This window comes from Shigella sp. FC1567, assembly GCF_001743015.1.
GTDB classification, from domain to species: Bacteria; Pseudomonadota; Gammaproteobacteria; order Enterobacterales; family Enterobacteriaceae; genus Escherichia; species Escherichia coli.
Map to the genome: position 1 here is coordinate 1 of NZ_MIIV01000502.1, position 24,002 is coordinate 24,002.

The window sequence follows — 24,002 nt, forward strand, 5'->3', positions numbered from 1 at the left end:
CGTTACACTCAGCGCATTGAGCGACATAATCTGAATCTGAGACAACATCTGGCAAGGCTGGGACGGAAGTCACTGTCGTTCTCAAAATCGGTGGAGCTGCATGACAAGGTCATCGGGCATTATCTGAACATAAAACACTATCAGTAAGTTGGAGTCATTACCCACCCGACTTAACGCCGTGTTGGATTACATTGACGCGGTGGCGGCAACAGATACCAGCACCGCGCCGGATGTCATCTGGCCTGAACTGCCGGAGGCGTAGGCCATTCAATATCTGGAGCACTGGAGGTATCAATCAGTTCCAGTGCGTCCAGATAATCCAGCCACAAATTATATTGCGCCAGTTCCTCACCTTTCAGACGACCAATAGCGGCTTTACCGGGCCATTGTTTACTGTTCATGTATTCGTTGGCCTGATTAAGCAATAATTGCCTTTCTGATTCTGCCTGTTGAATAAGTTCTTCATATGATGGTGGAGGTATTAGTGCCCATGTGGGTAATCCATTTTTTCCTGCAACACGAATTTTGTCATCTGGGGGCGTATTGATTGCAAATTCATTATAAACATCATCACTGACAGCCAGAGCATCATCTGGCCATGAATTTGCATTAATGTAATCATCCTTAAGCGCAGGATTCACAAAAATGTTTAAAGATGGACTATAAAACATATTAAACCCCTATAGCGATATAACGACCTAATACAGCATTTGCAGCAGTCGCTATGCTTGAAAAACCGCGGAACTGATTTGATGTAATTGCAGAAGCCGACAGGATTCCTGCGCCTGAAGGTGTATGCCCCACATGACTAACTATCATCCCATAACATGCTGACGGAAAGGCAAAAGGAAAATCATTAAGATATCCTGCATCTTCACCACCAGACCCACCAAATCTCGCCTGCCCCCACTGAATAATCAGTGTTCTCCGGGAACCTGAAATAATTAACGGAATCGTTACATACCCATTCAGGCCAATGACACCCGATGCAGTGCCAGCCAGAGATAATTCTCCCAAACCAACGTTTAAGAAAATGCAGAGATAATGGCTAACTGGCATCATCCCCGGTTTTTATTCAGGGGATTGATCATGCTTATTGGCTATGTACGCGTGTCAACAAATGACCAGAACACCGATTTGCAACGTAATGCACTGAACTGCGCGGGATGTGAGCGGATTTTTGAGGATAAAATCAGTGGCACTAAGCCCGACAGACCGGGGCTTAAAAAACTGCTCAGGACACTATCGGCAGGAGACACGCTGGTTGTCTGGAAGCTGGACAGACTGGGACGCAGTATGCGGCATCTTGTTACGCTGATAGAAGAGTTGCGCCAGCGTGGTGTGAATTTCCGAAGCCTGACTGACAGTATTGATACCAGTACCCCAATGGGCCGTTTCTTTTTTCACGTCATGGGGGCTCTGGCTGAAATGGAACGTGAACTGATAGTTGAACGTACCAGAGCAGGGCTGGCTGCAGCTCGTGCCAAAGGCAGAGTAGGTGGACGCCGTCCTAAGTTGACCACCGAACAGTGGGCACAGATTGGACGTTTACTCGAGGCCGGAGAATCAAGACAGCGTATTGCACTGATTTTTGATGTGGGCGTTTCTACCATTTATAGAAAATTTCCGGCGAATGAGAGCAATGAATCGCCCTGAGTCAGTATTATTTTGATTTTTCCTGTAAGCGGACAAATACCGTCATTTTGTGTGAATAACGACACAACTGCGCTTAGCTGTTTGTCAGGCACAATCACTTCAACATAGGGCGAAGCCTAATCCAATCAGGAGGTTCGCCACTATGGCTCAGGATTACCACCACGGGGTGCGCGTTGTTGAAGTCAACGAAGGCACCCGATCCATTACCACGGTGAGCACCGCCATCGTGGGTATGGTCTGCACGGGCGATGATGCCGATGCAAAAATGTTTCCTCTTAATAAACCTGTGCTGATCACTGATGTGCTGACCGCCAGCGGTAAAGCGGGTGAGTCTGGCACGCTGGCCCGTTCGCTGGATGCCATCGCTGACCAGGCAAAACCCGTGACCGTTGTTGTGCGTGTGCCGCAGGGTGAAACGGAAGAAGAAACCACAACCAATATCATTGGCGCAGTGACCGCCGAGGGTAAAAAAACAGGTATGAAAGCCCTGTTATCTGCCCAGTCACAGCTCGGCGTTAAACCGCGCATTCTCGGCGTGCCAGGTCACGACACGAAGGCGGTAGCTACTGAGTTGCTGAGCGTGGCGCAAAGCCTGCGTGGATTTGCTTACCTGTCAGCGTATGGTTGCAAGACGGTGCAGGAAGCAATCACTTACCGTGAAAACTTCAGTCAGCGTGAAGGAATGCTGATCTGGCCCGACTTTACTGGCTGGGACACGGTGCTGAATGCCGAAGCAACGGCTTATGCCACCGCCCGTGCGCTCGGTCTGCGCGCTAAAATTGATGAGCAGACCGGATGGCACAAAAGCCTGTCCAACGTGGGCGTGAACGGTGTCACCGGAATTTCTGCTGATGTGTTCTGGGATCTGCAGGACCCGGCAACCGATGCAGGTCTGCTTAACCAGAACGATATCACCACGCTTATCCGCAAAGACGGTTTCCGCTTCTGGGGTTCCCGCTGTCTGAGCGATGATCCGCTCTTTGCCTTCGAAAACTACACCCGCACGGCGCAGGTGCTGATGGACACGATGGCAGAAGCGCACATGTGGGCGGTGGACAAACCGCTGAACCCGTCGCTGGCCCGCGACATTATCGAAGGTATCCGCGCCAAAATGCGTAGCCTGGTCAGTCAGGGCTATCTCATTGGTGGTGATTGCTGGCTGGACGAGTCGGTGAACGATAAAGACACGCTGAAAGCCGGGAAACTCACCATCGATTACGACTACACGCCAGTGCCGCCACTTGAAAACCTGATGCTGCGTCAGCGCATCACCGATCAGTACCTGGTGAATTTCTCCAGCCAGGTCAGCGCGTAAGGGGACAACATGGCTTTACCACGCAAATTAAAACACCTGAACCTGTTTAACGACGGGAACAACTGGCAGGGGATCGTTGAGTCGCTGACGCTGCCGAAATTCACCCGCAAATATGAGAAGTATCGCGGCGGCGGTATGCCCGGAGCGGTGGATGTGGATCTGGGACTGGATGACAGTGCACTGGATACAGAATTTTCCATTGGTGGTACTGAACTGCTGCTGTTTAAGCAGATGGGCAAAGCCACGGTGGATGGCATCCAGCTGCGCTTTACCGGCTCTATTCAGCGTGATGATACCGGGGAAGTGCAGGCCGTGGAGCTTGTGGTGCGTGGACGTCACAAAGAAGTAGATTCCGGCGAGTGGAAGACGGGCGAAAGCAACACTACCAAAGTGACCAGTACCAACAGCTACGCGAAGCTGACCATCAATGGTGAGGTGCTCTATGAAGTGGACCTGATCAACATGGTGGAAATTGTGGACGGTGTGGACCTGATGGAAGCGCACCGCAACGCCCTCGGCCTCTGATGTATCTGAACGGCGCGGAATGCCGCGCCAGAACCTAATTTACAGGACAACAAAATGAGCGATAAGCAGACTGAAAAGACCATTCAACTGGATACTCCCATCATGCGCGGTAAAACAGAAATTACCGAAATTGTGTTGCGTAAACCGCAGTCCGGTGCGCTGCGCGGCACACGCCTGCAGGCCATTATGGATATGGATGTGAACGCGATGATGACCGTGATCCCCCGCATCTCCAGTCCGGCACTGACTGCACAGGAAATTGCAGAGATGGACCCGGCAGATCTCACTGCCATGTCGGTTGAGGTTGTCACTTTTTTGTTGAAGAAGTCGGTGCTTGCCGGTTTACCGACAGCCTGACGGTTGACGATCTGGTGGCTGATATCGCCACCATCTTTCACTGGCCGCCATCCGTTACTGACGTTATGCCGCTGACCGAAGTGCTGGAATGGCGGGATAAAGCGATTCAGAGAAGCGGGGCCAGCCATGAGTGACAATAACCTGCGTCTGCAGGTGATTCTTAATGCGGTTGACAAACTCACCCGCCCATTTCGATCCGCGCAGGCCAGTTCAAGAGAACTGGCTGCTGCTGTCAAAAAATCCCGCGATGCAATAAAGCAGCTTGATCAGGCCGGGAGCAGTCTGGACAGCTTCCGAAAGCTGCAGGCAGAAAATCAGAAATTAGGCGACAGGCTGAACTATGCCCGCCAGCGTGCAAATTTGCTCAGTCAGGAACTGGGAGCGATGGGGCCGCCTTCGCAACGTCAGGTTGTTGCTCTGGGCCGTCAACGGCTGGCTGTTCAGCGCCTAGAAGAACGCCAGAAAAAGCTGCAGCAGCAGACGGCGCTTGTGCGTGCAGAACTTTATCGTGCTGGTATTTCAGCTAATGATGGCGCCAGTGCGACGGCCCGCATTACCCGTGAAACGATGCGTTATAACAGGCAGCTTTCTGAGCAGGAAGCGAGGTTACGACGTGTCGGGGAGCAACAGCGAAAAATGCACGCCGCCCGGGGGGCTTACGCCAGGCGTCTTGAGGTAAGGGATCGTATTGCAGGTGCCGGAGCCACCACCACGGCTGCAGGGCTGGCAATGGGCGCACCAGTGATGGCGGCAGTAAAAAGCTATACCAGCATGGAAGATGCCATGAAAGGTGTGGCAAAGCAGGTCAATGGTCTGCGTGACGATAATGGCAACCGCACTGCGCGTTTTTACGAAATGCAGGGTGCCATCAAGGCTGCCAGCGAACAGTTGCCGATGGAAAACGGTGCTGTGGACTTCGCCGCACTGGTTGAAGGTGGTGCGCGCATGAACGTCGCAAACCCTGACGACAGCTGGGAAGACCAGAAACGTGACCTGCTGGCCTTCGCCAGCACGGCGGCAAAGGCGGCAACAGCCTTTGAACTGCCAGCGGATGAACTGTCAGAAAGTCTGGGGAAAATCGCCCAGCTCTACAAAATCCCTACCCGCAATATTGAGCAGCTCGGTGATGCGCTGAACTATCTGGATGATAACGCCATGTCGAAAGGGGCGGACATCATTGATGTCATGCAACGCCTGGGCGGTGTGGCTGACCGTCTGGATTATCGTAAAGCGGCGGCGCTGGGTTCCACCTTCCTGACACTCGGCGCTGCGCCTGAGGTTGCAGCCAGTGCAGCAAACGCGATGGTGCGTGAATTGTCCATTGCCACCATGCAAAGCAAGAGTTTCTTTGAAGGGATGAATCTGCTGAAACTCAATCCAGAAGTGATTGAAAAGCAGATGACGAAGGATGCGATGGGAACTATCCAGCGGGTGCTGGAGAAGGTGAATGCGCTGCCACAGGATAAGCGCCTGTCTGCCATGACCATGTTGTTTGGTAAAGAGTTTGGCGATGACGCAGCGAAACTGGCAAACAACCTGCCGGAACTTCAGCGCCAGTTAAAACTGACTGCGGGCAATGATGCGCTCGGTTCCATGCAGAAAGAATCCGACATCAACAAGGATTCACTTTCTGCTCAGTGGTTGCTGGTCAAAACCGGAGCACAGAACACCTTCAGCAGCCTGGGGGAAACGCTGCGCCAGCCGCTGATGGATATTCTGTACACGGTGAAAAGCGTCACGGGGGCGTTGCGTCGCTGGGTGGAAGCTAACCCGGAACTGACGGGCACTCTGATGAAAGTAGCCGCTGTGGTAGCTGCCGTTACCGTGGGCCTCGGCACCTTAGCGGTGGCGCTGGCTGCAGTGCTGGGGCCGCTGGCAGTCATCCGTCTGGGATTCTCTGTGCTGGGTATCAAAACGTTACCTTCCGTTACGGCAACAGTAACCCGAACCAGCAACGCGTTGTCCTGGCTGGCTGGCGCACCACTGGCACTGCTGCGACGCGGGCTTGCTTCATCGGGCAACGCTGCAGGTTTACTTACTGCGCCGTTGTCGTCTTTGCGCCGCACGGCATCACTGACGGGAAATGTCCTGAAAACTGTAGCAGGTGCGCCGGTTGCACTTTTGCGGTCTGGATTATCCGGTTTACGTGCGGTTGCTGTGATGTTTATGAATCCACTGGCGGTACTACGCGGCGGACTGGCTGCCACAGGCACGGTGCTGCGTATGCTCGCATCCGGTCCACTGGCGATGCTGCGCGTTGCCCTGTATGCCGTCTCTGGTCTGTTAGGTGCTCTGCTCAGTCTGATAGGTCTTGTGGTTACTGCACTGGCGGGTGTGGCGCTGGTTGTCTGGAAATACTGGCAGCCCATCACCGCATTTCTCGGTGGCGTGGTGGAAGGATTCAAAGCGGCGGCAGGTCCTGTCAGTGCCGCGTTCGAACCGCTTAAGCCTGTGTTCCAGTGGATTGGCGACAAAGTACAGGCGCTGTGGGGCTGGTTTACTGATCTGCTGACGCCCGTTAAGTCGACCTCTGCCGAACTGCAGAGTGCAGCGGCAATGGGGCGACGATTCGGGGAGGCTCTGGCGGAAGGGCTGAATATGGTCATGCATCCGCTGGACTCCCTGAAATCCGGCGTTTCCTGGTTGCTGGAGAAACTTGGCATTGTCAGTAAAGAGGCCGCAAAGGCGAAACTGCCGGAAAGCGTGACGCGTCAGCAACCTGCGACGGTGAATGCAGACGGTAAAGTGATGATGCCATCGGGTGGTTTTCCGTCATGGGGATATGGCTTTGCGGGGATGTATGACAGCGGCGGGTATATCCCGCGCGGGCAGTTTGGCATCGTCGGTGAAAACGGGCCGGAAATTGTTAACGGCCCGGCAAATGTGACCAGCCGGAGAAATACAGCTGCACTGGCTGCCGTTGTTGCCGGAATGATGGGTGTTGCTGCTACGCCAGCAGAGCTTCCACCGTTGCACCCTTTGGCACTTCCCGCGAAAGGCGGTGAAGCGATGGTGAGTCGTGCAGCCACTGTGCCGCCCGTTCAACGGATTGAGGCACCGATGCAGATCATCATTCAAACGCAGCCAGGACAAAGTGCGCAGGATATTGCGCGGGAGGTGGCCCGCCAGCTTGATGAACGTGAACGCAGGCTGAAGGCAAAAGCCAGGAGTAACTACAGCGATCAGGGGGGATACGACGCATGATGATGGTGCTGGGATTGTACGTGTTTATGCTGCGCACCGTGCCGTATCAGGAGCTGCAGTATCAACGCAGCTGGCGACATGCGGCAAACAGCCGGGTAAACCGACGCCCGTCAACGCAGTTTCTGGGACCGGACAACGACATGCTGACGCTTTCTGGTGTTCTTATGCCGGAGGTAACGGGCGGCAGGCTGTCGTTGCTGGCTCTGGAGCAGATGGCAGAACAGGGAAAAGCATGGCCCCTGATTGAAGGCAGCGGCACGATTTACGGCATGTATGTGATTGAGGGACTGAATCAGACTAAAACGGAGTTTTTCCGCGACGGTATGCCGCGCCGGATTGAGTTCACCCTGTCGCTAAAACGCGTGGATGAATCCCTGTCCGATATGTTCGGTGATCTCAGTGCGCAACTGAATAATCTGCAGGGAACGGCAACATCTGCCTTAAGCGATATCAGTAAAACGGTGGGAGGGCTGCTGTCGTGAATTTCAGCTCTGAACTGCTTAACAAAGGCAACAAAACTCCGGCATTCAGCATCAGTATTGAAGGCAGGGATATCACCACTGTGCTGGACAACCGCCTGATGGGGCTGACGCTGACGGATAACCGGGGCTTTGAAGCGGACCAGCTTGATCTGGAGCTGGACGACGCCGATGGAAAAATCGTGCTGCCGCGCCGTGGGGCTGTCATTACGCTGGCGCTGGGCTGGAAGGGACAGCCGCTTTTCCCGAAAGGGGCATTCACGGTGGACGAGATTGAACACACTGGCGCACCGGATCGCCTGACTATCCGGGCGCGAAGTGCTGATTTTCGTGAAACGCTGAATACCCGCCGTGAAAAGTCGTGGCACAAGACCACCGTTGGGGAAGTGGTGAAGGAAATAGCTGCGCGGCACAAACTGAAGATGGCATTGGGTGAAGACTTGTCGGATAAACTCGTGGAGCATATAGACCAGACTAATGAGAGTGACGGCAGTTTTTTGATGCGGCTGGCGCGCCAGTACGGTGCTATTGCGTCGGTGAAAAATGGCAATCTGTTATTCATCCGGCAGGGGCAGGGTAAAAGCGCCAGCGGTAAACCACTACCGGTGATCACTATCACACGCAAGGACGGCAACAGTCACCGCTTTACCCTGGCAGATCGCGGAGCTTACACGGGCGTCATTGCCAGCTGGTTGCATACCCGCGAACCCGCGAAGAAAGAAAGCACCACGGTGAAGCGTAAGCGCAGGACTAAGAAGCAGAAGAAAGAGCCGGAAGCGAAGCAGGGCGATTACCTGGTGGGTACGGATGAAAACGTGCTGGTACTTAATCGCACTTATGCCAACCGGAGCAACGCCGAACGGGCAGCGAAAATGCAGTGGGAACGCCTGCAACGCGGCGTTGCATCATTCTCGCTACAACTGGCGGAAGGGCGGGCAGATCTCTACACAGAAATGCCTGTGAAGGTCAGTGGCTTTAAACAGCCGCTAGATGATGCGGAATGGACCATTACGACTCTGACGCATACTGTCAGCCCGGATAACGGTTTTACGACCAGTCTGGAGCTTGAAGTGAGGATTGATGATTTCGAAATGGAATGATTCTTCGCAATGGAGAACTTTTAAGTTTGCAAAGTGGAATAATGCGGTATCATTATTGTGAATTTAGCAAAAATGGGGAGAGCTCGAAAAATGATGATTTGCCCACTGTGTGGAAGTGCCGCCCATACTCGCAGCAGTTTTCAGGTATCTTCATTGACCAAAGAGCGTTACAACCAGTGCCAGAACATTAACTGCAGCCATACTTTTGTTACCCATGAAACTTTTGTTCGTTCGATTGCAACGCCAAAAGAGTCAAATCCGGTTCAGCCGCATCCAATGAAATCAGGACAGGTGGCGCTCTCTCTTTGACGCTGCCGCCATTTTGTCGCCATCGTTAAAAAACAGTGCTTCTAACATCATGATTTTAAAAGGCATAAATTTCAGACAACAAAAAACCCATCAACCTTGAACCGAAATGGCGGGGTTGATGGGCTCCACAAAATGGGGACATCAAAGAAAAGCAGTGGCACTAATTAAGACTGATGCCCTGCGGAAAAGTTCTGCGGTTGTGCAAAAAAATTTCATTTTCAGGGCAACTTCAGTTTTATCCTAATCCTGGCCATACCATGACGATGATTGTCCCTGCCAGCGTCAGCAGGACGTTGGCGATTGCGTAGGTGCCCGCATAGCCCAGCGCAGGGATGTTACTGTGAGCTGTATCACTGATGATCTCCATTGCCGGCGCGCAGGTGCGTGCGCCCATCATTGCGCCGAACAACAGTGCGCGGTTCATTCGCAATACATAAGCACCGAACAAGAAACAGATAACCACGGGCACAAGACTGACAATTAATCCGGCAATCAACATCTGACCGCCAATCGCGCCCAGGCCGTTATTAATACCGCTACCGGCGCTCAGACCAACGCCTGCCATAAACACCATCAAGCCGAACTCTTTCACCATGCTTAATGCACCTTGCGGAATGTAACCGAAGGTCGGGTGGTTAGCACGCATAAAGCCCAGCATAATTCCGGCGAATAACAACCCGGCAGCGTTCCCCATGCCGAAACTGAATGTGCTGAACTGGAAGGTGATCATCCCGATCATCAGCCCAATAACAAAGAAGGCGCAAAATGCCAGCAGGTCAGTGACCTGGCTGTGAATCGAGATAAAGCCGATGCGATCGGCGATGGTTTTTACGCGACGGGCATCACCGCTGACTTGTAAAACGTCACCTTTGTTAAGCACGACGTTGTCATCTATCGGCATCTCAATCTGGCTACGAATGACGCGGTTAAGGAAGCAACCGTGATCGGTCAACTTCAGTTGTGCGAGACGTTTACCTACAGCGTTATGGTTTTTAACGACCACTTCTTCAGTGACGATACGCATGTCGAGAAGGTCACGATCGAAAACTTCTTTACCGTTACGGAAGCTGGGATCGAGTCGGGCATGGGCGTCGGGATAGCCTACCAACGCTATTTCATCGCCCATTTGTAGCACGGCATCACCGTCTGGATTTGCCAGAATCCCGTTACGTCGAATACGTTCAATGTAGCAGCCGGTTTGTCGATAAATACCCAGTTCACGCAGATTTTTGCCGTCGGTCCAGGCCACCAGCTCCGGGCCGACGCGATAGGCGCGGATCACCGGTAAATAAACCTTACGGTTGGCATCAGTGTCCAGGCCACGTTCGCGGGCGATTTGCTGGGCGCTGGTCTGTAAGTCCTGATGCTGCAATTTCGGCAAGTAACGCGCACCAACAATCAAACTCACCAGACCGATTAAATAGGTTAAGGCATACCCGAGGCTCAGATTATCCAGTGCCAGTGAGAGCTGCCTGCTTTCCATGCCGGAATGACGCAGTGTATCGCCAGCACCGACCAGAACCGGTGTCGACGTCATAGAGCCTGCTAACATACCGGCCGTCAGGCCAATATCCCAGCCAAACAGCTTACCTAACCCTAAGGCGATCACCAGCGCACTGCCAACCATCACCAGTGCTAACATTAGGTAATTTTTTCCCATCGCGAAAAAAAATGGAAAAAAAGTTCGGTCCGGCTTCGACCCCGACGCAGAAAATAAACAGCATAAAGCCAAGATTAAGCGCATCGGTGTTAATGCTGAAATGTTGTTGGCCTAATAACAGCGATACGACTAAAACGCCAATGGAATTACCCAGTTGGATCGAACCAAGTCGTAACTTTCCGAGACATAGCCCAAGCGCGAGGACCACAAATAATAACAGAATGTAATTCCCATTTAACAATTCGGCGACGTTTATATTCACGGAGGCTAACTTCTTGTTTACTAGTAAGCTGTTGAAAGAAATGGTAATTTACGATAATGTTTTTTACCAGAATTCAGGGCGCAGATTCATTCAGCGCACCTAAACGATAGTAAAGTAACAATATATTTTACTAGTGTAATCACATTAGGTATCAACGGCTATATGAATTGCGTTGGCCTATATTAGCATGGAATGCGAAGCGGCTTTATCTTACTGAACGCCACACTGGCGAAAAATGTGTTCGATAGACGCAGTGTCAGGAGGAACGAGTGAAACATAAACAACGTTGGGCGGGGGCAATCTGCTGTTTTGTCCTCTTCATTGTGGTGTGCCTTTTTCTGGCGACGCACATGAAAGGCGCTTTTCGGGCTGCCGGGCATCCTGAAATCGGCTTGCTGTTTTTCATTCTTCCTGGAGCAGTTGCCAGTTTCTTTTCACAGCGTAGAGAAGTCCTGAAACCTCTATTTGGCGCAATGCTGGCGGCACCCTGTTCAATGCTCATTATGCGGCTGTTTTTTTCACCGACGCGCTCATTCTGGCAAGAGCTGGCATGGTTACTAAGCGCGGTGTTCTGGTGTGCGCTGGGGGCACTGTGTTTCTTATTTATCAGTAGTTTGTTTAAACCACAGCACAGAAAAAATCAGTAAAGCCCTCAACGCGAGGGCTTGTCAGACGATCAGGCGTCCAGATTTTCTTTCACCCATGCAGCAAAATCGGTATAGCCGCCGATATGTTGCTGATCGACAAAAATCTGCGGCACGGTTTCTACGGGTTTACCTGCCTTTTGTTGTAGATCTTCTTTAGTGATCCCTTCCGCACGAATATCTACATACTGATACTGAAAATCATCGCGTTCATTGCTCAATTTCTCAGCCAGATCTTTTGCACGCACACAGTAAGGGCAACCCGAACGACCAAAAATAACGGTTTGCATTATTTCTCTCCTCATAGATTTATGCCTGTAATGATCACGCTAAAATGTATTCGCTGAAAGTAGGTTTAACCTGTTGCATTAATTGCTAAAAGCTATAACTGTTAAACACAATACAGTGAAAAGTTTTAGACTGAAGGCTCACTTTGCAGAGGGAAGCGTATGCGCGCGATCGGTAAATTGCCTAAAGGCGTGTTGATACTGGAATTTATCGGAATGATGCTACTGGCGGTGGCGCTGCTGTCGGTAAGCGACTCCCTGTCGCTGCCTGAGCCATTTTCTCGGCCAGAAGTGCAGATTCTGATGATTTTTCTCGGTGTTTTGCTCATGCTTCCCGCTGCGGTGGTGGTTATTCTTCAGGTGGCAAAACGTCTTGCCCCACAGCTGATGAACCGTCCACCGCAATATTCACGTTCAGAAAGAGAAAAAGATAATGACGCCAACCATTGAACTTATTTGTGGCCATCGCTCCATTCGCCATTTCACTGATGAACCCATTTCCGAAGCGCAGTGTGAGGCGATTATTAACAGCGCCCGTGCGACGTCCAGTTCCAGTTTTTTGCAGTGTAGTAGCATTATTCGCATTACCGACAAAGCATTACGTGAAGAACTGGTGACGCTGACCGGCGGGCAAAAACACGTAGCGCAAGCGGCGGAGTTCTGGGTGTTCTGTGCCGACTTTAACCGCCATTTACAGATCTGTCCGGATGCTCAGCTCGGCCTGGCGGAACAACTGTTGCTCGGTGTCGTTGATACGGCAATGATGGCGCAGAATGCATTAACCGCAGCGGAATCGCTGGGATTGGGCGGGGTATATATCGGCGGCCTGCGCAATAATATTGAAGCGGTGACGAAACTGCTGAAATTACCGCAGCATGTTCTGCCGCTGTTTGGGCTGTGCCTTGGCTGGCCTGCGGATAATCCGGATCTCAAGCCGCGTTTACCGGCCTCCATTTTGGTGCATGAAAACAGCTATCAACCGCTGGATAAAGACGCACTGGCGCAGTATGACGAGCAACTGGCGGACCCGTGGCAGCAATAATCGCCGGGATACCTGGAGCGATCATATCCGCCGAACAATCATTAAAGAAAGCCGCCCATTTATTCTGGATTATTTGCACAAACAGGGTTGGGCGACGCGCTAAAACCGCCACGTCGATGTATGATACGCGGGCTTTTGACCAGGTCTGACAGAGAGGTGCAGGGTGAAAATTGCCATATTGTCCCGGGATGGAACGCTCTATTCGTGTAAGCGGCTGCGTGAAGCCGCTATACAGCGCGGTCACCTGGTTGAAATTCTTGATCCGCTTTCTTGCTACATGAACATAAATCCTGCGGCGTCTTCTATTCACTACAAAGGCCGCAAGTTACCCCATTTTGACGCAGTGATCCCGCGTATTGGCACCGCCATTACCTTTTATGGGACGGCGGCACTGCGCCAGTTCGAGATGCTGGGGAGCTATCCGCTCAATGAGTCGGTCGCCATTGCCCGGGCGCGTGACAAATTGCGTTCCATGCAACTGCTGGCGCGTCAGGGCATCGACCTGCCTGTCACGGGCATTGTGCATTCGCCGGATGATACCAGCGATTTAATCGACATGGTCGGTGGTGCGCCGCTGGTGGTCAAGTTGGTTGAAGGCACGCAGGGAATTGGCGTCGTGCTGGCGGAGACGCGTCAGGCGGCGGAAAGCGTGATTGACGCTTTCCGCGGTCTGAACGCGCATATTCTGGTGCAGGAATATATCAAAGAGGCGCAAGGGTGCGATATCCGCTGTCTGGTTGTTGGCGATGAAGTGGTCGCTGCGATTGAACGGCGGGCGAAAGAGGGCGATTTTCGTTCCAATTTGCATCGTGGCGGCGCGGCAAGCGTCGCCAGTATCACACCACAGGAGCGTGAAATCGCGATAAAAGCCGCGCGAACGATGGCGCTGGACGTTGCTGGTGTGGATATTCTGCGTGCTAATCGCGGGCCGTTGGTGATGGAAGTGAATGCGTCGCCGGGGCTGGAAGGAATAGAAAAAACCACTGGTATCGACATCGCGGGTAAAATGATCCGCTGGATCGAACGCTACGCTACGACAGAATATTGCCTGAAAACGGGTGGTTAGTCGCAATCACATTACTGATCATGGTTTTGCCTGCGCTTTTTGCGTAAGCTGTGCCGGTCTTTTTATCGAAAGAGGTTGTACAAAATTATGACATCGCTGGTCGTTCCTGGTCTGGATACGCTGCGTCAATGGCTCGATGACCTGGGGATGAGTTTTTTTGAATGTGATAACTGTCAGGCTCTGCATCTGCCCCATATGCAGAATTTCGACGGTGTCTTTGATGCCAAAATCGATCTGATCGATAACACGATCCTGTTTTCTGCCATGGCGGAAGTCCGACCTTCAGCCGTATTGCCGCTGGCGGCGGATTTATCTGCCATCAATGCCAGTTCGCTGACCGTGAAAGCATTTCTTGATATGCAGGATGATAATCTGCCAAAGCTGGTGGTTTGCCAGTCTTTATCCGTTATGCAGGGCGTAACCTACGAGCAGTTTGCATGGTTCGTGCGTCAGAGCGAAGAGCAGATTTCGATGGTCATTCTTGAAGCTAATGCCCATCAACTGCTGTTACCGACTGACGATGAAGGGCAAAACAACGTTACCGAAAACTATTTCCTCCACTGATAACTCCTTTCGAGCACGCAGTCGCTGGTGCAGTGACTGCGCACTGCAAAATTATCTGCTGTTTTTAACCTTTTCTTAAAGATTATTTCACTTCTCTTGTGCCGATTTGGCTTTATCACATAGAGCAAATACGCATAACAATTTGTTAAATACCGTTTTTTAATCCGAGCTATAGTCTCAAACCCTGGCTAAAGTTATTCTTGCGATGCTTTTATATAGCGAGCAGTGCTGGCCGGGAGAGAGTTATCTTTTCTTACACCGCGCCGATAAAAAATATGCACGTTTATTGCATATCTTTTAGTATGACAACTTTTGTTCGTTTGTTAACGAACTTTCAGAAGGAAAGAGATATGACCGCCTTAAATAAAAAATGGCTTTCGGGTCTGGTTGCGGGTGCTCTGATGGCCGTCTCTGTCGGCACGCTCGCGGCTGAACAAAAAACACTCCACATTTATAACTGGTCTGATTATATCGCCCCTGACACGGTGGCCAATTTTGAAAAAGAAACCGGTATTAAAGTCGTCTACGATGTTTTCGACTCTAACGAAGTACTGGAAGGCAAATTAATGGCGGGTAGCACCGGCTTTGACTTGGTGGTTCCATCTGCCAGCTTTCTTGAACGCCAGTTGACTGCGGGAGTTTTCCAGCCGCTGGACAAAAGCAAATTGCCGGAGTGGAAGAATCTCGACCCGGAGCTGCTGAAGCTGGTCGCCAAACACGATCCCGACAATAAATTTGCTATGCCCTATATGTGGGCGACGACCGGGATTGGCTATAACGTTGATAAAGTTAAAGCTGTGCTGGGCGAAAACGCGCCCGTCGATAGCTGGGACTTGATCCTCAAACCTGAAAATCTGGAAAAACTGAAAAGCTGCGGTGTCTCTTTCCTGGATGCGCCAGAAGAAGTTTTTGCTACCGTGTTGAATTATCTCGGCAAAGATCCCAACAGCACTAAAGCGGATGATTACACCGGACCGGCAACCGATCTGCTGTTAAAGCTGCGCCCGAACATTCGTTATTTCCATTCATCTCAATACATTAACGACCTGGCAAACGGCGATATTTGCGTCGCTATCGGCTGGGCAGGTGATGTCTGGCAGGCGTCAAACCGCGCGAAGGAAGCGAAGAATGGAGTGAATGTCTCGTTCTCGATTCCAAAAGAAGGGGCGATGGCGTTCTTTGATGTATTCGCCATGCCTGCGGATGCCAAAAACAAAGACGAAGCCTATCAGTTCCTGAATTACCTGCTGCGCCCGGATGTAGTAGCGCATATTTCCGACCATGTGTTCTATGCCAACGCCAATAAAGCAGCCACGCCGCTGGTGAGTGCGGAAGTCCGTGAGAACCCGGGTATTTATCCTCCGGCGGACGTTCGTGCGAAGCTATTCACTCTGAAAGTACAGGATCCGAAAATCGACCGTGTGCGCACCCGCGCGTGGACCAAAGTGAAGAGCGGAAAATAATCCGCAGCCTTAGATGCCGGGCGGGCGCACCACACCCGCCGGCAATTCGCACCATCATGGTGCGCTTGCACACATTCAATGCCGGAGAGCAGCCGTGAATGACGCTATCCCTCGCCCGCAGGCGAAAACCCGTAAGGCGCTGACGCCGCTATTAGAAATCCGCAACCTCACCAAATCCTACGATGGTCAGCATGCGGTCGATGATGTCAGCCTGACCATCTACAAAGGTGAAATCTTCGCGCTGCTGGGCGCTTCCGGCTGTGGCAAGTCCACGCAGCTGCGTATGCTGGCAGGTTTTGAACAACCTTCTGCCGGGCAGATAATGCTCGATGGCGTCGATTTGTCACAGGTGCCGCCTTACCTGCGCCCCATCAATATGATGTTTCAGTCTTACGCGCTGTTTCCGCATATGACCGTGGAACAGAACATCGCTTTTGGCCTGAAACAGGACAAACTACCGAAAGCGGAAATTGCCAGTCGGGTCCATGAGATGCTCGGCCTGGTGCACATGCAGGAGTTCGCCAAACGCAAACCGCATCAGCTTTCCGGTGGTCAGCGACAGCGTGTGGCGCTGGCCCGAAGCCTTGCCAAGCGCCCGAAACTATTACTGCTCGACGAGCCGATGGGCGCGCTGGATAAAAAGCTGCGTGACCGGATGCAGCTTGAAGTGGTGGATATTCTGGAGCGTGTCGGCGTGACCTGTGTGATGGTCACTCACGATCAGGAAGAGGCGATGACGATGGCGGGACGTATCGCCATTATGAATCGCGGGAAATTTGTCCAGATTGGCGAGCCAGAAGAGATCTACGAACATCCAACCACCCGCTACAGTGCTGAATTTATCGGTTCGGTTAATGTCTTTGAAGGTGTACTCAAAGAGCGTCATGAGGATGGGCTTGTGCTTTATTCGCCTGGGCTGGTGCATCCACTGAAAGTCGACGCGGATGCCTCGGTGGTCGATAACGTGCCGGTACATGTGGCGCTGCGCCCGGAAAAAATCATGCTTTGCGAAGAGCCGCCCGCCAATGGTTGTAACTTCGCGGTGGGGGAGGTGATACACATTGCCTATCTCGGCGATCTTTCGGTGTATCACGTTCGTCTGAAAAGTGGGCAGATGATTAGCGCCCAGCTACAAAACGCCCATCGTCATCGTAAAGGGTTACCGACCTGGGGCGACGAAGTGCGTTTGTGCTGGGAAGTGGACAGCTGTGTGGTGCTGACGGTTTAAGGAGCAAAGATGAATACACTTGAACCTGCTGCCCAGTCGAAACCGCCGGGCGGATTTAAGCTGTGGTTGTCGCAGCTGCAAATGAAGCATGGGCGCAAACTGGTCATTGCGTTGCCATATATCTGGTTGATCTTGCTGTTTCTGCTGCCATTTCTGATTGTCTTTAAAATAAGCCTGGCGGAGATGGCGCGCGCTATTCCACCTTATACCGAACTGATGGAGTGGGCTGACGGGCAACTGTCCATCACTCTTAATCTCGGTAATTTTCTGCAACTGACCGACGATCCGCTCTATTTCGATGCTTATCTCCAGTCGCTACAGGTGGCTGCGATTTCGACATTTTGCTGTTTACTGATCGGCTATCCGCTGGCGTGGGCGGTGGCGCACAGTAAGCCTTCGACCCGTAATATTTTATTACTACTGGTGATCCTGCCGTCGTGGACCTCGTTTCTGATCCGCGTTTATGCCTGGATGGGAATATTAAAAAACAACGGTGTGCTGAATAATTTTCTGCTGTGGCTGGGGGTTATCGATCAACCGCTGACCATTCTTCATACCAATCTGGCAGTTTATATTGGCATTGTTTACGCCTACGTGCCGTTTATGGTGCTGCCGATTTATACCGCGTTGATTCGTATTGATTATTCGCTAGTGGAAGCAGCGCTGGATCTCGGTGCACGACCGCTGAAAACGTTCTTTACTGTGATCGTGCCGCTGACTAAAGGTGGGATTATTGCCGGATCGATGCTGGTGTTTATCCCGGCTGTGGGCGAGTTTGTGATCCCGGAACTGCTCGGTGGCCCGGACAGCATCATGATCGGGCGCGTGCTATGGCAAGAGTTTTTCAATAACCGCGACTGGCCGGTGGCCGCGGCGGTAGCGATCATCATGTTGCTGCTGCTAATTGTGCCGATAATGTGGTTCCACAAACACCAGCAAAAAAGCGTGGGAGAACACGGATGAATAATTTACCGGTAGTTCGTTCGCCCTGGCGGATTGTGATTTTGCTGCTGGGCTTTACCTTTCTCTACGCGCCAATGCTGATGCTGGTTATCTATTCGTTTAACAGCTCGAAGCTGGTGACGGTGTGGGCCGGCTGGTCAACGCGCTGGTATGGTGAGTTATTGCGCGATGACGCGATGATGAGTGCGGTTGGTTTAAGCCTGACAATTGCTGCCTGTGCGGCAACGGCGGCGGCGATCCTCAGGACTATTGCGGCGGTGGTGCTGGTGCGCTTTGGCAGGTTTCGCGGATCAAATGGCTTTGCCTTTATGATCACAGCGCCGCTGGTAATGCCAGATGTCATCACGGGCTTGTCGCTGTTGTTATTATTCGTCGCGCTTGCTCATGCCATTGGCTGGCCTGCGGACCGCGGTATGCTTACCATCTGGCTGGCGCATGTCACTTTCTGTACGGCTTATGTGGCGGTCGTTATTTCGTCGCGTCTGCGGGAACTGGATCGCTCGATAGAAGAAGCAGCGATGGATCTCGGTGCGACGCCGCTGAAAGTGTTTTTCGTCATTACGCTACCGATGATCATGCCTGCGATCATTTCTGGCTGGTTACTGGCTTTTACTTTGTCGCTTGATGATCTGGTGATCGCCAGCTTTGTTTCCGGGCCGGGAGCCACCACGTTACCGATGCTGGTCTTTTCCAGCGTGCGGATGGGGGTGAATCCGGAAATCAACGCCCTTGCAACGTTAATTCTCGGTGCGGTCGGAATTGTCGGATTTATCGCCTGGTATCTGATGGCTCGCGCAGAAAAACAGCGGATACGCGATATCCAGCGTGCAAGACATGGCTGAAGACACTAAAATTTGCCAACCTGGCTACATAATGCCGCGCATGCCGCGGCATTGTTTTCATGGAAGACGAAACGTTGGGATTTTTTAAGAAAACATCTTCATCTCATGCTCGCCTGAATGTGCCTGCGCTGGTGCAGGTAGCGGCGCTCGCCATTATTATGATCCGTGGCCTCGACGTGCTGATGATTTTCAATACGCTGGGCGTGCGCGGTATTGGCGAGTTCATTCATCGCAGCGTACAAACCTGGAGCTTAACGCTGGTATTTTTAAGCAGTCTGGTGCTGGTTTTTATCGAGATCTGGTGTGCGTTTTCACTGGTGAAAGGGCGTCGCTGGGCGCGCTGGCTATATCTGCTGACACAAATCACCGCCGCAAGTTACTTGTGGGCGGCTTCGCTGGGGTATGGTTATCCGGAGCTGTTCAGCATTCCCGGTGAATCAAAACGTGAAATCTTCCATAGCCTGATGCTGCAGAAGCTGCCGGATATGCTCATCCTGATGCTGCTGTTCGTTCCCTCGACCAGTCGGCGGTTCTTCCAGTTGCAATAATGTGTATAATCGTCGCCCCTGATGATGTGAAGGTCAATGTATGCAGTGCGCACTTTACGACGCGGGTCGCTGTCGTTCCTGTCAGTGGATAACGCAGCCGATTCCAGAGCAACTCTCCGCTAAAACCGCCGATCTTAAAAATCTGCTCGCCGATTTTCCGGTTGAGGAATGGTGCGCGCCGGTGTCAGGCCCGGAACAAGGGTTTCGTAATAAAGCCAAAATGGTGGTGAGTGGTAGCGTTGAAAAACCACTGCTCGGTATGCTGCATCGCGATGGCACGCCGGAAGACCTTTGTGACTGCCCGCTTTATCCTGCCTCTTTTGCGCCCGTTTTTGCGGCGCTAAAACCGTTTATCGCCCGTGCGGGGTTAACGCCCTACAACGTGGCGCGTAAGCGTGGCGAACTGAAATACATTCTGCTGACTGAAAGCCAGAGCGATGGCGGCATGATGCTGCGCTTTGTACTGCGTTCTGAAACCAAACTGGCACAACTGCGTAAGGCGCTGCCGTGGTTACAGGAACAACTACCGCAACTGAAAGTTATTACCGTCAATATTCAGCCGGTACATATGGCGATTATGGAAGGGGAGACGGAGATCTACCTGACTGAACAACAGGCGCTGGCAGAGCGTTTTAATGACGTACCGCTGTGGATCCGTCCGCAAAGTTTCTTCCAGACTAATCCGGCGGTCGCCAGCCAGCTGTACGCTACCGCGCGCGACTGGGTACGCAGCTGCCAGTTAAACATATGTGGGATCTGTTCTGCGGTGTGGGGGGCTTTGGTTTACACTGCGCGACGCCTGACATGCAGTTAACCGGGATCGAAATTGCGCCAGAGGCCATTGCCTGTGCAAAGCAGTCAGCCGCTGAACTGGGCTTAACTCGTTTACAATTTCAGGCGCTGGACTCCACTCAGTTTGCCACTGCTCAGGGGGAGGTGCCGGAGCTGGTGCTGGTTAACCCGCCGCGCCGCGGCATTGGTAAACCGCTGTGTGATTATCTCTCAACGATGGCACCGCGTTTTATCATCTACTCCAGCTGTAACGCCCAAACTATGGCGAAAGATATCCGCGAACTGCCTGGGTTTCGCATCGAACGGGTACAGCTTTTTGATATGTTCCCGCACACCGCGCACTATGAAGTGCTGACGCTGCTGGTGAAGCAATAAAAAAGCCGCAGGTGCGGCTTCAGATTGCTGATCAGGTGCGCTTTGTTCATGCCGGATGCGGCGTGTACGCCTTATCCGGCCTACAAAATCATGCTAAATCAATACATTGCAGAGTTGATGTGGGCCAGATAAGCGCAGCGCATCAGGCAATCTTACTTTTGTCATCAGTCTCAATTACTGCGGGAACCACTGGTCATTGATTTTCTGATATGTACCGTCAGCTTTAATTGCTGCCAGCGCGTTATTCAGTTTTTCCAGCAGAGCTTTGTTATCCGGACGTACAGCGATGCCCAGACCGGTGCCGAAGTATTGCGGATCGGTCACTTTTTCAGTAGCAACGCCCAGTTGCGGATTGGTTTTCAGCCATTCGTTTACCACCGCTGTGTCACCAAATACCCCATCAATACGACCATTTTTCAGATCGATAAAGGCATTCTGATAACTGTCATAGGAGACAGTTTTCACTTCGGGGTGCTGATCCTGAATATATTTCTGGTGCGTGGTGCCGTTTTCCATCCCAATACGTTTGCCTTTCAGATCGGCAAACGTTTTGTAGGTATCTTTTTTGGCAATCACGACGGCTGAGTTTTCATAGTAGGGCGTGGTAAACGATACCTGCTTGCTACGCTCGGGCGTGATATCCATACCGGAGATTACGGCGTCATATTTTCTGAATTTCAGTGACGGGATCAGGCTGTCGAACGCGTGATTAGTAAAAGTACATTCTGCCTGCATTTGTTTGCACAAGGCTTTTGCCAGATCGATATCAAAGCCGACAATCTCATTATTAGCACCTATAGATTCAAAGGGTGGATAGGTGGCTGAAACGCCAAAATTGATTTTCTCTGCGGCAGAAGCACCGAAAGTAAAGGAAGCAAGTAAAGCGGCAAGAACTAACTTTTTCATGATGGAACTCCCGTCTGTCAATCTTATGATTTTTGGCCGTGTCTGCGGCATGGGATAACAATGCCATCAAGTGAATTTATATGCAATAAATATGATTAAATAATTTAAATGAAATAAAAAACGACGGATAACTTAGTGAGTTGTCCGTCTTCATTATAAGAATTTATGCACTATGTAGGCCGGATAAGGCGTCCACGCCGCATCCGGCACAGGCACCGTGCTGATGTCTGATGCGACGCTGGCGCGTCTTATCAGACCTACAAACCCCCCGGCGAATGTACGCAGCTACATTAATTCCGCCGTTCGAATGCCAGTGCTTTGCGCTCGATCAGACGCATCATCAGCGTCAGCAGGCCGTTGACGACCAGGTAAATAATCCCTGCCGCACCGAACACCATTACATCGTAGGTGCGTCCGTACAACAACTGGCTGTATCCCATCACTTCCATCAGCGTAATGGTGTAAGCCAGAGAGGTACTTTTGAACACCAGCACCACTTCGTTGGAATAAGAAGAGAGCGAGCGTTTAAAGGCATACGGCAGCAGGATCGCCAGCGTATCTTTTTTGCTCATTCCCAGGGCGCTACAGGACTGCCACTGACCTTCTGGGATCGCACGAATTGCACCGTAAAACAGCTGCGTGGTATACGCCGCACTGTTCAGCGATAACGCAATCAGCGCACATAACCACGGTTCTGACAACAAATGCCACAGTGCCGGATACTCCTGCAAAGTCGGAAACTGGCCCGGCCCGTAATAAATCAGGAAGATCTGCACCAGCAGCGGCGTACCGGTAAACAGCGTGATATAACCCCGCACCAGCCACACCAGCACCGGCGTTTTCAGCGTCAGGATGATGGTAAAAATCAATGCCAGAATCAGTGCCACAATCAGCGAGGCAACGGTTAGCGTCAGGCTGGTGTGTAGCCCTTTCATCAGTTCGGGTAAATACTCAAACATTAGCTGGGCCTCCGCTCAAAACGTGTCGCGCGCAGGTCAATGCGTTTGAGAATGTACTGACTGAGCAGGGTGATCACCAGGTAAATCGCCGCCGCCACAATATACCAGGTAAATGGTTCCTGGGTACGAGTAGCGATGCTTTTTGTTTGCAGCATTAAATCATTCACACTAATCAAACTGACCAGCGCGGTATCTTTCAGCAGCACCAGCCACTGGTTACCGAGGCCAGGCAGCGCATGACGCCACATCTGCGGCATCACCAGACGGAAAAAGATAGCCGATTTCGACAGCCCCAGCGCCTGACCAGACTCCCACTGACCCACCGGCACCGCTTTCAACGCGCCCCGAAGCGTTTGCGAGGCATAGGCGGCATACAGCAGTGACAGAGCGATGACACCACAAAGGAACGGGCTAACGTCGAAGTTCTCAATGTCCATCTGCACTGGGATCTGCACGAACCCAAGATTGATAGTGAAGCCATCCGAAAGCGTCAGCAGCAGCTGCGAGGAGCCAAAATAGATAAACAGCACCACCAGAATTTCTGGCAGGCCACGCAGAATGGTTACCAGCGCTGAACCTGCCCACGCGACAGGACGCCATTTTTCCGACTCCCATACCGCAAAGAACATCGCCAGCGCCAGCCCGACAATCAATGCACAAACGGCAAGGCCGACGGTCATCCCGGCGGCGCTTGCTAAAGGAAAAAATTCATTCATCAGGAATTACTTCTGGAACCATTTGTTGTAGATGGTTTCGTAAGTGCCATCTTTCTTCACTTTTTCCAGCGCAGTGTTGAGTTTCTGCTGCAGCTCAGTGTTGCCCTGACGTACCGCGATGCCGAGGCCAGTGCCGAAGTAATCTTTATCGGTCACTTTGTCGCCCACCGCCGCCAGTTTCGGGTTATCTTTCAGCCACTCAGTGACCACTGCGGTGTCACCGAAGACGCCGTCGATACGCCCGTTTTGCAGATCCAGTTTTGCGTTCTGGTAGCTGTCATACGGAACGGTAGTGATTTCCGGGTGCTTATCCATAATGAATTTCTGGTGTGTCGTCCCGTTCTGTACGCCGACTTTTTTGCCTTTCAGCTGATCAACACTGGTGTATTTGCCTTGCTGACCCACAAACAGGGCAGAGTTGTCATAGTACGGGGTGGTAAACAGCACCTGCTTTTCACGCTCCGGAGTGATATCCATGCCCGCCATCACGGCTTCTACGCGACGGAATTTCAGGCTTGGGATCAGGCTGTCAAACGCCTGGTTAGAGAAAGTGCAGGTTGCATCAATCTCTTTACACAGCGCTTGTGCCAGGTCGACGTCAAAACCAACGATCTGGTTGTTTGCATCAATCGATTCAAACGGAGGATAGGATGCTTCGGTAGCAAAACGAATGGTTTCGGCAGCTGTGGCGGAAAGACTAAAACCTGCAATTAACGCGGCAATCAGAACTTTTTTCATTG

The 24,002-nt window shown here is 52.0% G+C and carries 26 protein-coding genes and 4 pseudogenes; 22 read left to right on the plus strand and 8 right to left on the minus strand.

What is annotated here, in order from left to right; all coding sequences use genetic code 11:
* Both BHE85_RS21250 and BHE85_RS21255 read left to right on the plus strand, forming a co-directional pair.
* Positions 1 to 147, plus strand: a 147-nt coding sequence (locus BHE85_RS21250) for an IS1 family transposase (protein ID WP_001437028.1), incomplete at its 5' end; no start/stop codon positions are given.
* 16 nt (positions 148 to 163) lie between these two features.
* Positions 164 to 262, plus strand: a pseudogene (locus BHE85_RS21255) (tail fiber assembly protein); the annotation flags it as partial.
* Here BHE85_RS21255 and BHE85_RS21260 read toward each other — a convergent pair.
* Entirely contained in the window at positions 234 to 671 is a 438-nt protein-coding gene (locus BHE85_RS21260; RefSeq protein ID WP_000500076.1) for a tail fiber assembly protein, read from the minus strand. The pseudogene BHE85_RS21255 and the gene BHE85_RS21260 overlap by 29 nt on opposite strands.
* Before the next feature lies 1 nt (position 672).
* Positions 673 to 1,059 carry a gp53-like domain-containing protein gene (locus BHE85_RS21265; protein ID WP_071844821.1) on the minus strand — a complete coding sequence of 129 codons (387 nt, stop codon included), beginning with the start codon at positions 1,057 to 1,059 and terminating at the stop codon, positions 673 to 675.
* Between the two features lie 30 nt (positions 1,060 to 1,089).
* Here BHE85_RS21265 and BHE85_RS21270 point away from each other — a divergent pair, with 30 nt between their 5' ends.
* The 9 genes from BHE85_RS21270 to BHE85_RS21310 all read left to right on the plus strand — a co-directional run bounded on the left by BHE85_RS21270 (position 1,090) and on the right by BHE85_RS21310 (position 8,945).
* Positions 1,090 to 1,656, plus strand: a complete 567-nt coding sequence (locus BHE85_RS21270) for a recombinase family protein (protein WP_000905013.1) — start codon at positions 1,090 to 1,092, stop codon at positions 1,654 to 1,656.
* Between the two features lie 142 nt (positions 1,657 to 1,798).
* Positions 1,799 to 2,971, plus strand: coding sequence for a phage tail sheath protein (locus tag BHE85_RS21275; RefSeq protein ID WP_000046139.1), 1,173 nt, complete (start codon positions 1,799 to 1,801; stop codon positions 2,969 to 2,971).
* A 9-nt stretch (positions 2,972 to 2,980) separates the two neighbouring features.
* Positions 2,981 to 3,496 (plus strand): phage major tail tube protein, encoded by a 516-nt coding sequence (locus BHE85_RS21280; RefSeq protein ID WP_001207660.1) that lies wholly within the window; start codon positions 2,981 to 2,983, stop codon positions 3,494 to 3,496.
* 54 nt (positions 3,497 to 3,550) lie between these two features.
* Positions 3,551 to 3,853 (plus strand): phage tail assembly protein, encoded by a 303-nt coding sequence (locus BHE85_RS21285; protein ID WP_001281016.1) that lies wholly within the window; start codon positions 3,551 to 3,553, stop codon positions 3,851 to 3,853.
* A 14-nt stretch (positions 3,854 to 3,867) separates the two neighbouring features.
* Positions 3,868 to 3,987: a GpE family phage tail protein gene (locus BHE85_RS21290; protein WP_000763310.1), complete on the plus strand. Its 120-nt coding sequence runs from the start codon at positions 3,868 to 3,870 to the stop codon at positions 3,985 to 3,987.
* On the plus strand, positions 3,980 to 7,057 hold the full coding sequence (locus BHE85_RS21295; protein WP_001282802.1) for a phage tail tape measure protein: 3,078 nt from the start codon (positions 3,980 to 3,982) through the stop codon (positions 7,055 to 7,057). Before BHE85_RS21290 ends, BHE85_RS21295 begins: the two co-directional genes overlap by 8 nt.
* Positions 7,054 to 7,539, plus strand: coding sequence for a phage tail protein (locus BHE85_RS21300; protein WP_000980403.1), 486 nt, complete (start codon positions 7,054 to 7,056; stop codon positions 7,537 to 7,539). Before BHE85_RS21295 ends, BHE85_RS21300 begins: the two co-directional genes overlap by 4 nt.
* Positions 7,536 to 8,636 carry a phage late control D family protein gene (locus BHE85_RS21305; RefSeq protein WP_039064026.1) on the plus strand — a complete coding sequence of 367 codons (1,101 nt, stop codon included), beginning with the start codon at positions 7,536 to 7,538 and terminating at the stop codon, positions 8,634 to 8,636. The genes BHE85_RS21300 and BHE85_RS21305 overlap by 4 nt, the downstream gene beginning before the upstream one ends.
* A gap of 90 nt (positions 8,637 to 8,726) precedes the next feature.
* A complete protein-coding gene (locus tag BHE85_RS21310) occupies positions 8,727 to 8,945 on the plus strand; it encodes an ogr/Delta-like zinc finger family protein (RefSeq protein WP_000972391.1) in 219 nt (72 codons plus the stop codon).
* 235 nt (positions 8,946 to 9,180) lie between these two features.
* On the opposite strand, the pseudogene BHE85_RS21315 reads toward BHE85_RS21310, so the two are convergent.
* Positions 9,181 to 10,867 (minus strand): annotated as a pseudogene (locus BHE85_RS21315) (aspartate:alanine antiporter).
* A gap of 269 nt (positions 10,868 to 11,136) precedes the next feature.
* On the opposite strand from BHE85_RS21315, the gene BHE85_RS21320 reads away from it, so the two are divergent.
* Positions 11,137 to 11,514, plus strand: coding sequence for an inner membrane protein YbjM (locus BHE85_RS21320; protein ID WP_000681108.1), 378 nt, complete (start codon positions 11,137 to 11,139; stop codon positions 11,512 to 11,514).
* A gap of 29 nt (positions 11,515 to 11,543) precedes the next feature.
* Here BHE85_RS21320 and grxA read toward each other — a convergent pair whose 3' ends face one another.
* Positions 11,544 to 11,801: a glutaredoxin 1 gene (gene grxA / locus BHE85_RS21325; RefSeq protein WP_001195240.1), complete on the minus strand. Its 258-nt coding sequence runs from the start codon at positions 11,799 to 11,801 to the stop codon at positions 11,544 to 11,546.
* Positions 11,802 to 11,960: 159 nt separating this feature from the next.
* Here grxA and BHE85_RS21330 point away from each other — a divergent pair, with 159 nt between their 5' ends.
* The 10 genes and pseudogenes from BHE85_RS21330 (at position 11,961) to rlmC (ending at position 20,681) form a co-directional block, all read left to right on the plus strand.
* Positions 11,961 to 12,248, plus strand: a complete 288-nt coding sequence (locus BHE85_RS21330; protein WP_001201560.1) for a DUF1418 family protein — start codon at positions 11,961 to 11,963, stop codon at positions 12,246 to 12,248.
* Positions 12,232 to 12,943 (plus strand): annotated as a pseudogene (nfsA, locus tag BHE85_RS21335) (nitroreductase NfsA). Before BHE85_RS21330 ends, nfsA begins: the two are co-directional and overlap by 17 nt.
* A gap of 60 nt (positions 12,944 to 13,003) precedes the next feature.
* Positions 13,004 to 13,906, plus strand: coding sequence for a 30S ribosomal protein S6--L-glutamate ligase (gene rimK, locus BHE85_RS21340; RefSeq protein ID WP_000684344.1), 903 nt, complete (start codon positions 13,004 to 13,006; stop codon positions 13,904 to 13,906).
* A gap of 87 nt (positions 13,907 to 13,993) precedes the next feature.
* Positions 13,994 to 14,470: a type III secretion system chaperone family protein gene (locus BHE85_RS21345; protein ID WP_000203025.1), complete on the plus strand. Its 477-nt coding sequence runs from the start codon at positions 13,994 to 13,996 to the stop codon at positions 14,468 to 14,470.
* 350 nt (positions 14,471 to 14,820) lie between these two features.
* Entirely contained in the window at positions 14,821 to 15,933 is a 1,113-nt protein-coding gene (gene potF / locus BHE85_RS21350) for a spermidine/putrescine ABC transporter substrate-binding protein PotF (protein WP_000126072.1), read from the plus strand.
* A 94-nt stretch (positions 15,934 to 16,027) separates the two neighbouring features.
* Positions 16,028 to 17,161 carry a putrescine ABC transporter ATP-binding subunit PotG gene (gene potG, locus BHE85_RS21355; RefSeq protein ID WP_000996032.1) on the plus strand — a complete coding sequence of 378 codons (1,134 nt, stop codon included), beginning with the start codon at positions 16,028 to 16,030 and terminating at the stop codon, positions 17,159 to 17,161.
* A 9-nt stretch (positions 17,162 to 17,170) separates the two neighbouring features.
* The gene (potH, locus tag BHE85_RS21360; RefSeq protein WP_001093857.1) at positions 17,171 to 18,124 is read left to right on the plus strand and encodes a putrescine ABC transporter permease PotH; all 954 of its coding nucleotides are present in this window, start codon (positions 17,171 to 17,173) and stop codon (positions 18,122 to 18,124) included.
* Positions 18,121 to 18,966 (plus strand): putrescine ABC transporter permease PotI, encoded by an 846-nt coding sequence (potI, locus tag BHE85_RS21365; RefSeq protein ID WP_039064027.1) that lies wholly within the window; start codon positions 18,121 to 18,123, stop codon positions 18,964 to 18,966. The genes potH and potI overlap by 4 nt, the downstream gene beginning before the upstream one ends.
* 59 nt (positions 18,967 to 19,025) lie before the next feature.
* Positions 19,026 to 19,514: a YbjO family protein gene (locus BHE85_RS21370; RefSeq protein ID WP_000389260.1), complete on the plus strand. Its 489-nt coding sequence runs from the start codon at positions 19,026 to 19,028 to the stop codon at positions 19,512 to 19,514.
* 40 nt (positions 19,515 to 19,554) lie between these two features.
* A pseudogene (rlmC, locus tag BHE85_RS21375) lies at positions 19,555 to 20,681 on the plus strand (23S rRNA (uracil(747)-C(5))-methyltransferase RlmC).
* A gap of 174 nt (positions 20,682 to 20,855) precedes the next feature.
* Here the strand turns inward: rlmC and artJ are convergent.
* The 4 genes from artJ to artI form a co-directional block, all read right to left on the minus strand.
* Entirely contained in the window at positions 20,856 to 21,587 is a 732-nt protein-coding gene (gene artJ / locus BHE85_RS21380) for an arginine ABC transporter substrate-binding protein ArtJ (protein WP_001295905.1), read from the minus strand.
* Between the two features lie 290 nt (positions 21,588 to 21,877).
* A complete protein-coding gene (gene artM, locus BHE85_RS21385; protein WP_000464491.1) occupies positions 21,878 to 22,546 on the minus strand; it encodes an arginine ABC transporter permease ArtM in 669 nt (222 codons plus the stop codon).
* Entirely contained in the window at positions 22,546 to 23,262 is a 717-nt protein-coding gene (artQ, locus tag BHE85_RS21390; protein ID WP_001001705.1) for an arginine ABC transporter permease ArtQ, read from the minus strand. Before artQ ends, artM begins: the two co-directional genes overlap by 1 nt.
* Positions 23,263 to 23,268: 6 nt before the next feature.
* Entirely contained in the window at positions 23,269 to 24,000 is a 732-nt protein-coding gene (gene artI / locus BHE85_RS21395; RefSeq protein WP_000756569.1) for an arginine ABC transporter substrate-binding protein ArtI, read from the minus strand.
* Between the last annotated feature and the right edge of the window lie 2 nt (positions 24,001 to 24,002).

What these genes read in the sequence shown, in the direction of transcription:
- potI (WP_039064027.1), top strand. Translation starts at nt 18,121, where the DNA reads ATGAATAATTTACCGGTAGTTCGTTCGCCCTGGCGGATTGTGATTTTG.
- artM (WP_000464491.1), bottom strand. Translation starts at nt 22,546, where the DNA reads ATGTTTGAGTATTTACCCGAACTGATGAAAGGGCTACACACCAGCCTG.
- BHE85_RS21285 (WP_001281016.1), top strand. Translation starts at nt 3,551, where the DNA reads ATGAGCGATAAGCAGACTGAAAAGACCATTCAACTGGATACTCCCATC.
- artI (WP_000756569.1), bottom strand. Translation starts at nt 24,000, where the DNA reads ATGAAAAAAGTTCTGATTGCCGCGTTAATTGCAGGTTTTAGTCTTTCC.
- BHE85_RS21265 (WP_071844821.1), bottom strand. Translation starts at nt 1,059, where the DNA reads ATGCCAGTTAGCCATTATCTCTGCATTTTCTTAAACGTTGGTTTGGGA.
- BHE85_RS21280 (WP_001207660.1), top strand. Translation starts at nt 2,981, where the DNA reads ATGGCTTTACCACGCAAATTAAAACACCTGAACCTGTTTAACGACGGG.
- BHE85_RS21270 (WP_000905013.1), top strand. Translation starts at nt 1,090, where the DNA reads ATGCTTATTGGCTATGTACGCGTGTCAACAAATGACCAGAACACCGAT.
- BHE85_RS21310 (WP_000972391.1), top strand. Translation starts at nt 8,727, where the DNA reads ATGATGATTTGCCCACTGTGTGGAAGTGCCGCCCATACTCGCAGCAGT.
- potF (WP_000126072.1), top strand. Translation starts at nt 14,821, where the DNA reads ATGACCGCCTTAAATAAAAAATGGCTTTCGGGTCTGGTTGCGGGTGCT.
- BHE85_RS21345 (WP_000203025.1), top strand. Translation starts at nt 13,994, where the DNA reads ATGACATCGCTGGTCGTTCCTGGTCTGGATACGCTGCGTCAATGGCTC.
- artQ (WP_001001705.1), bottom strand. Translation starts at nt 23,262, where the DNA reads ATGAATGAATTTTTTCCTTTAGCAAGCGCCGCCGGGATGACCGTCGGC.
- BHE85_RS21295 (WP_001282802.1), top strand. Translation starts at nt 3,980, where the DNA reads ATGAGTGACAATAACCTGCGTCTGCAGGTGATTCTTAATGCGGTTGAC.
- BHE85_RS21370 (WP_000389260.1), top strand. Translation starts at nt 19,026, where the DNA reads ATGGAAGACGAAACGTTGGGATTTTTTAAGAAAACATCTTCATCTCAT.
- potH (WP_001093857.1), top strand. Translation starts at nt 17,171, where the DNA reads ATGAATACACTTGAACCTGCTGCCCAGTCGAAACCGCCGGGCGGATTT.
- grxA (WP_001195240.1), bottom strand. Translation starts at nt 11,801, where the DNA reads ATGCAAACCGTTATTTTTGGTCGTTCGGGTTGCCCTTACTGTGTGCGT.
- BHE85_RS21300 (WP_000980403.1), top strand. Translation starts at nt 7,054, where the DNA reads ATGATGATGGTGCTGGGATTGTACGTGTTTATGCTGCGCACCGTGCCG.
- BHE85_RS21260 (WP_000500076.1), bottom strand. Translation starts at nt 671, where the DNA reads ATGTTTTATAGTCCATCTTTAAACATTTTTGTGAATCCTGCGCTTAAG.
- BHE85_RS21330 (WP_001201560.1), top strand. Translation starts at nt 11,961, where the DNA reads ATGCGCGCGATCGGTAAATTGCCTAAAGGCGTGTTGATACTGGAATTT.
- artJ (WP_001295905.1), bottom strand. Translation starts at nt 21,587, where the DNA reads ATGAAAAAGTTAGTTCTTGCCGCTTTACTTGCTTCCTTTACTTTCGGT.
- BHE85_RS21275 (WP_000046139.1), top strand. Translation starts at nt 1,799, where the DNA reads ATGGCTCAGGATTACCACCACGGGGTGCGCGTTGTTGAAGTCAACGAA.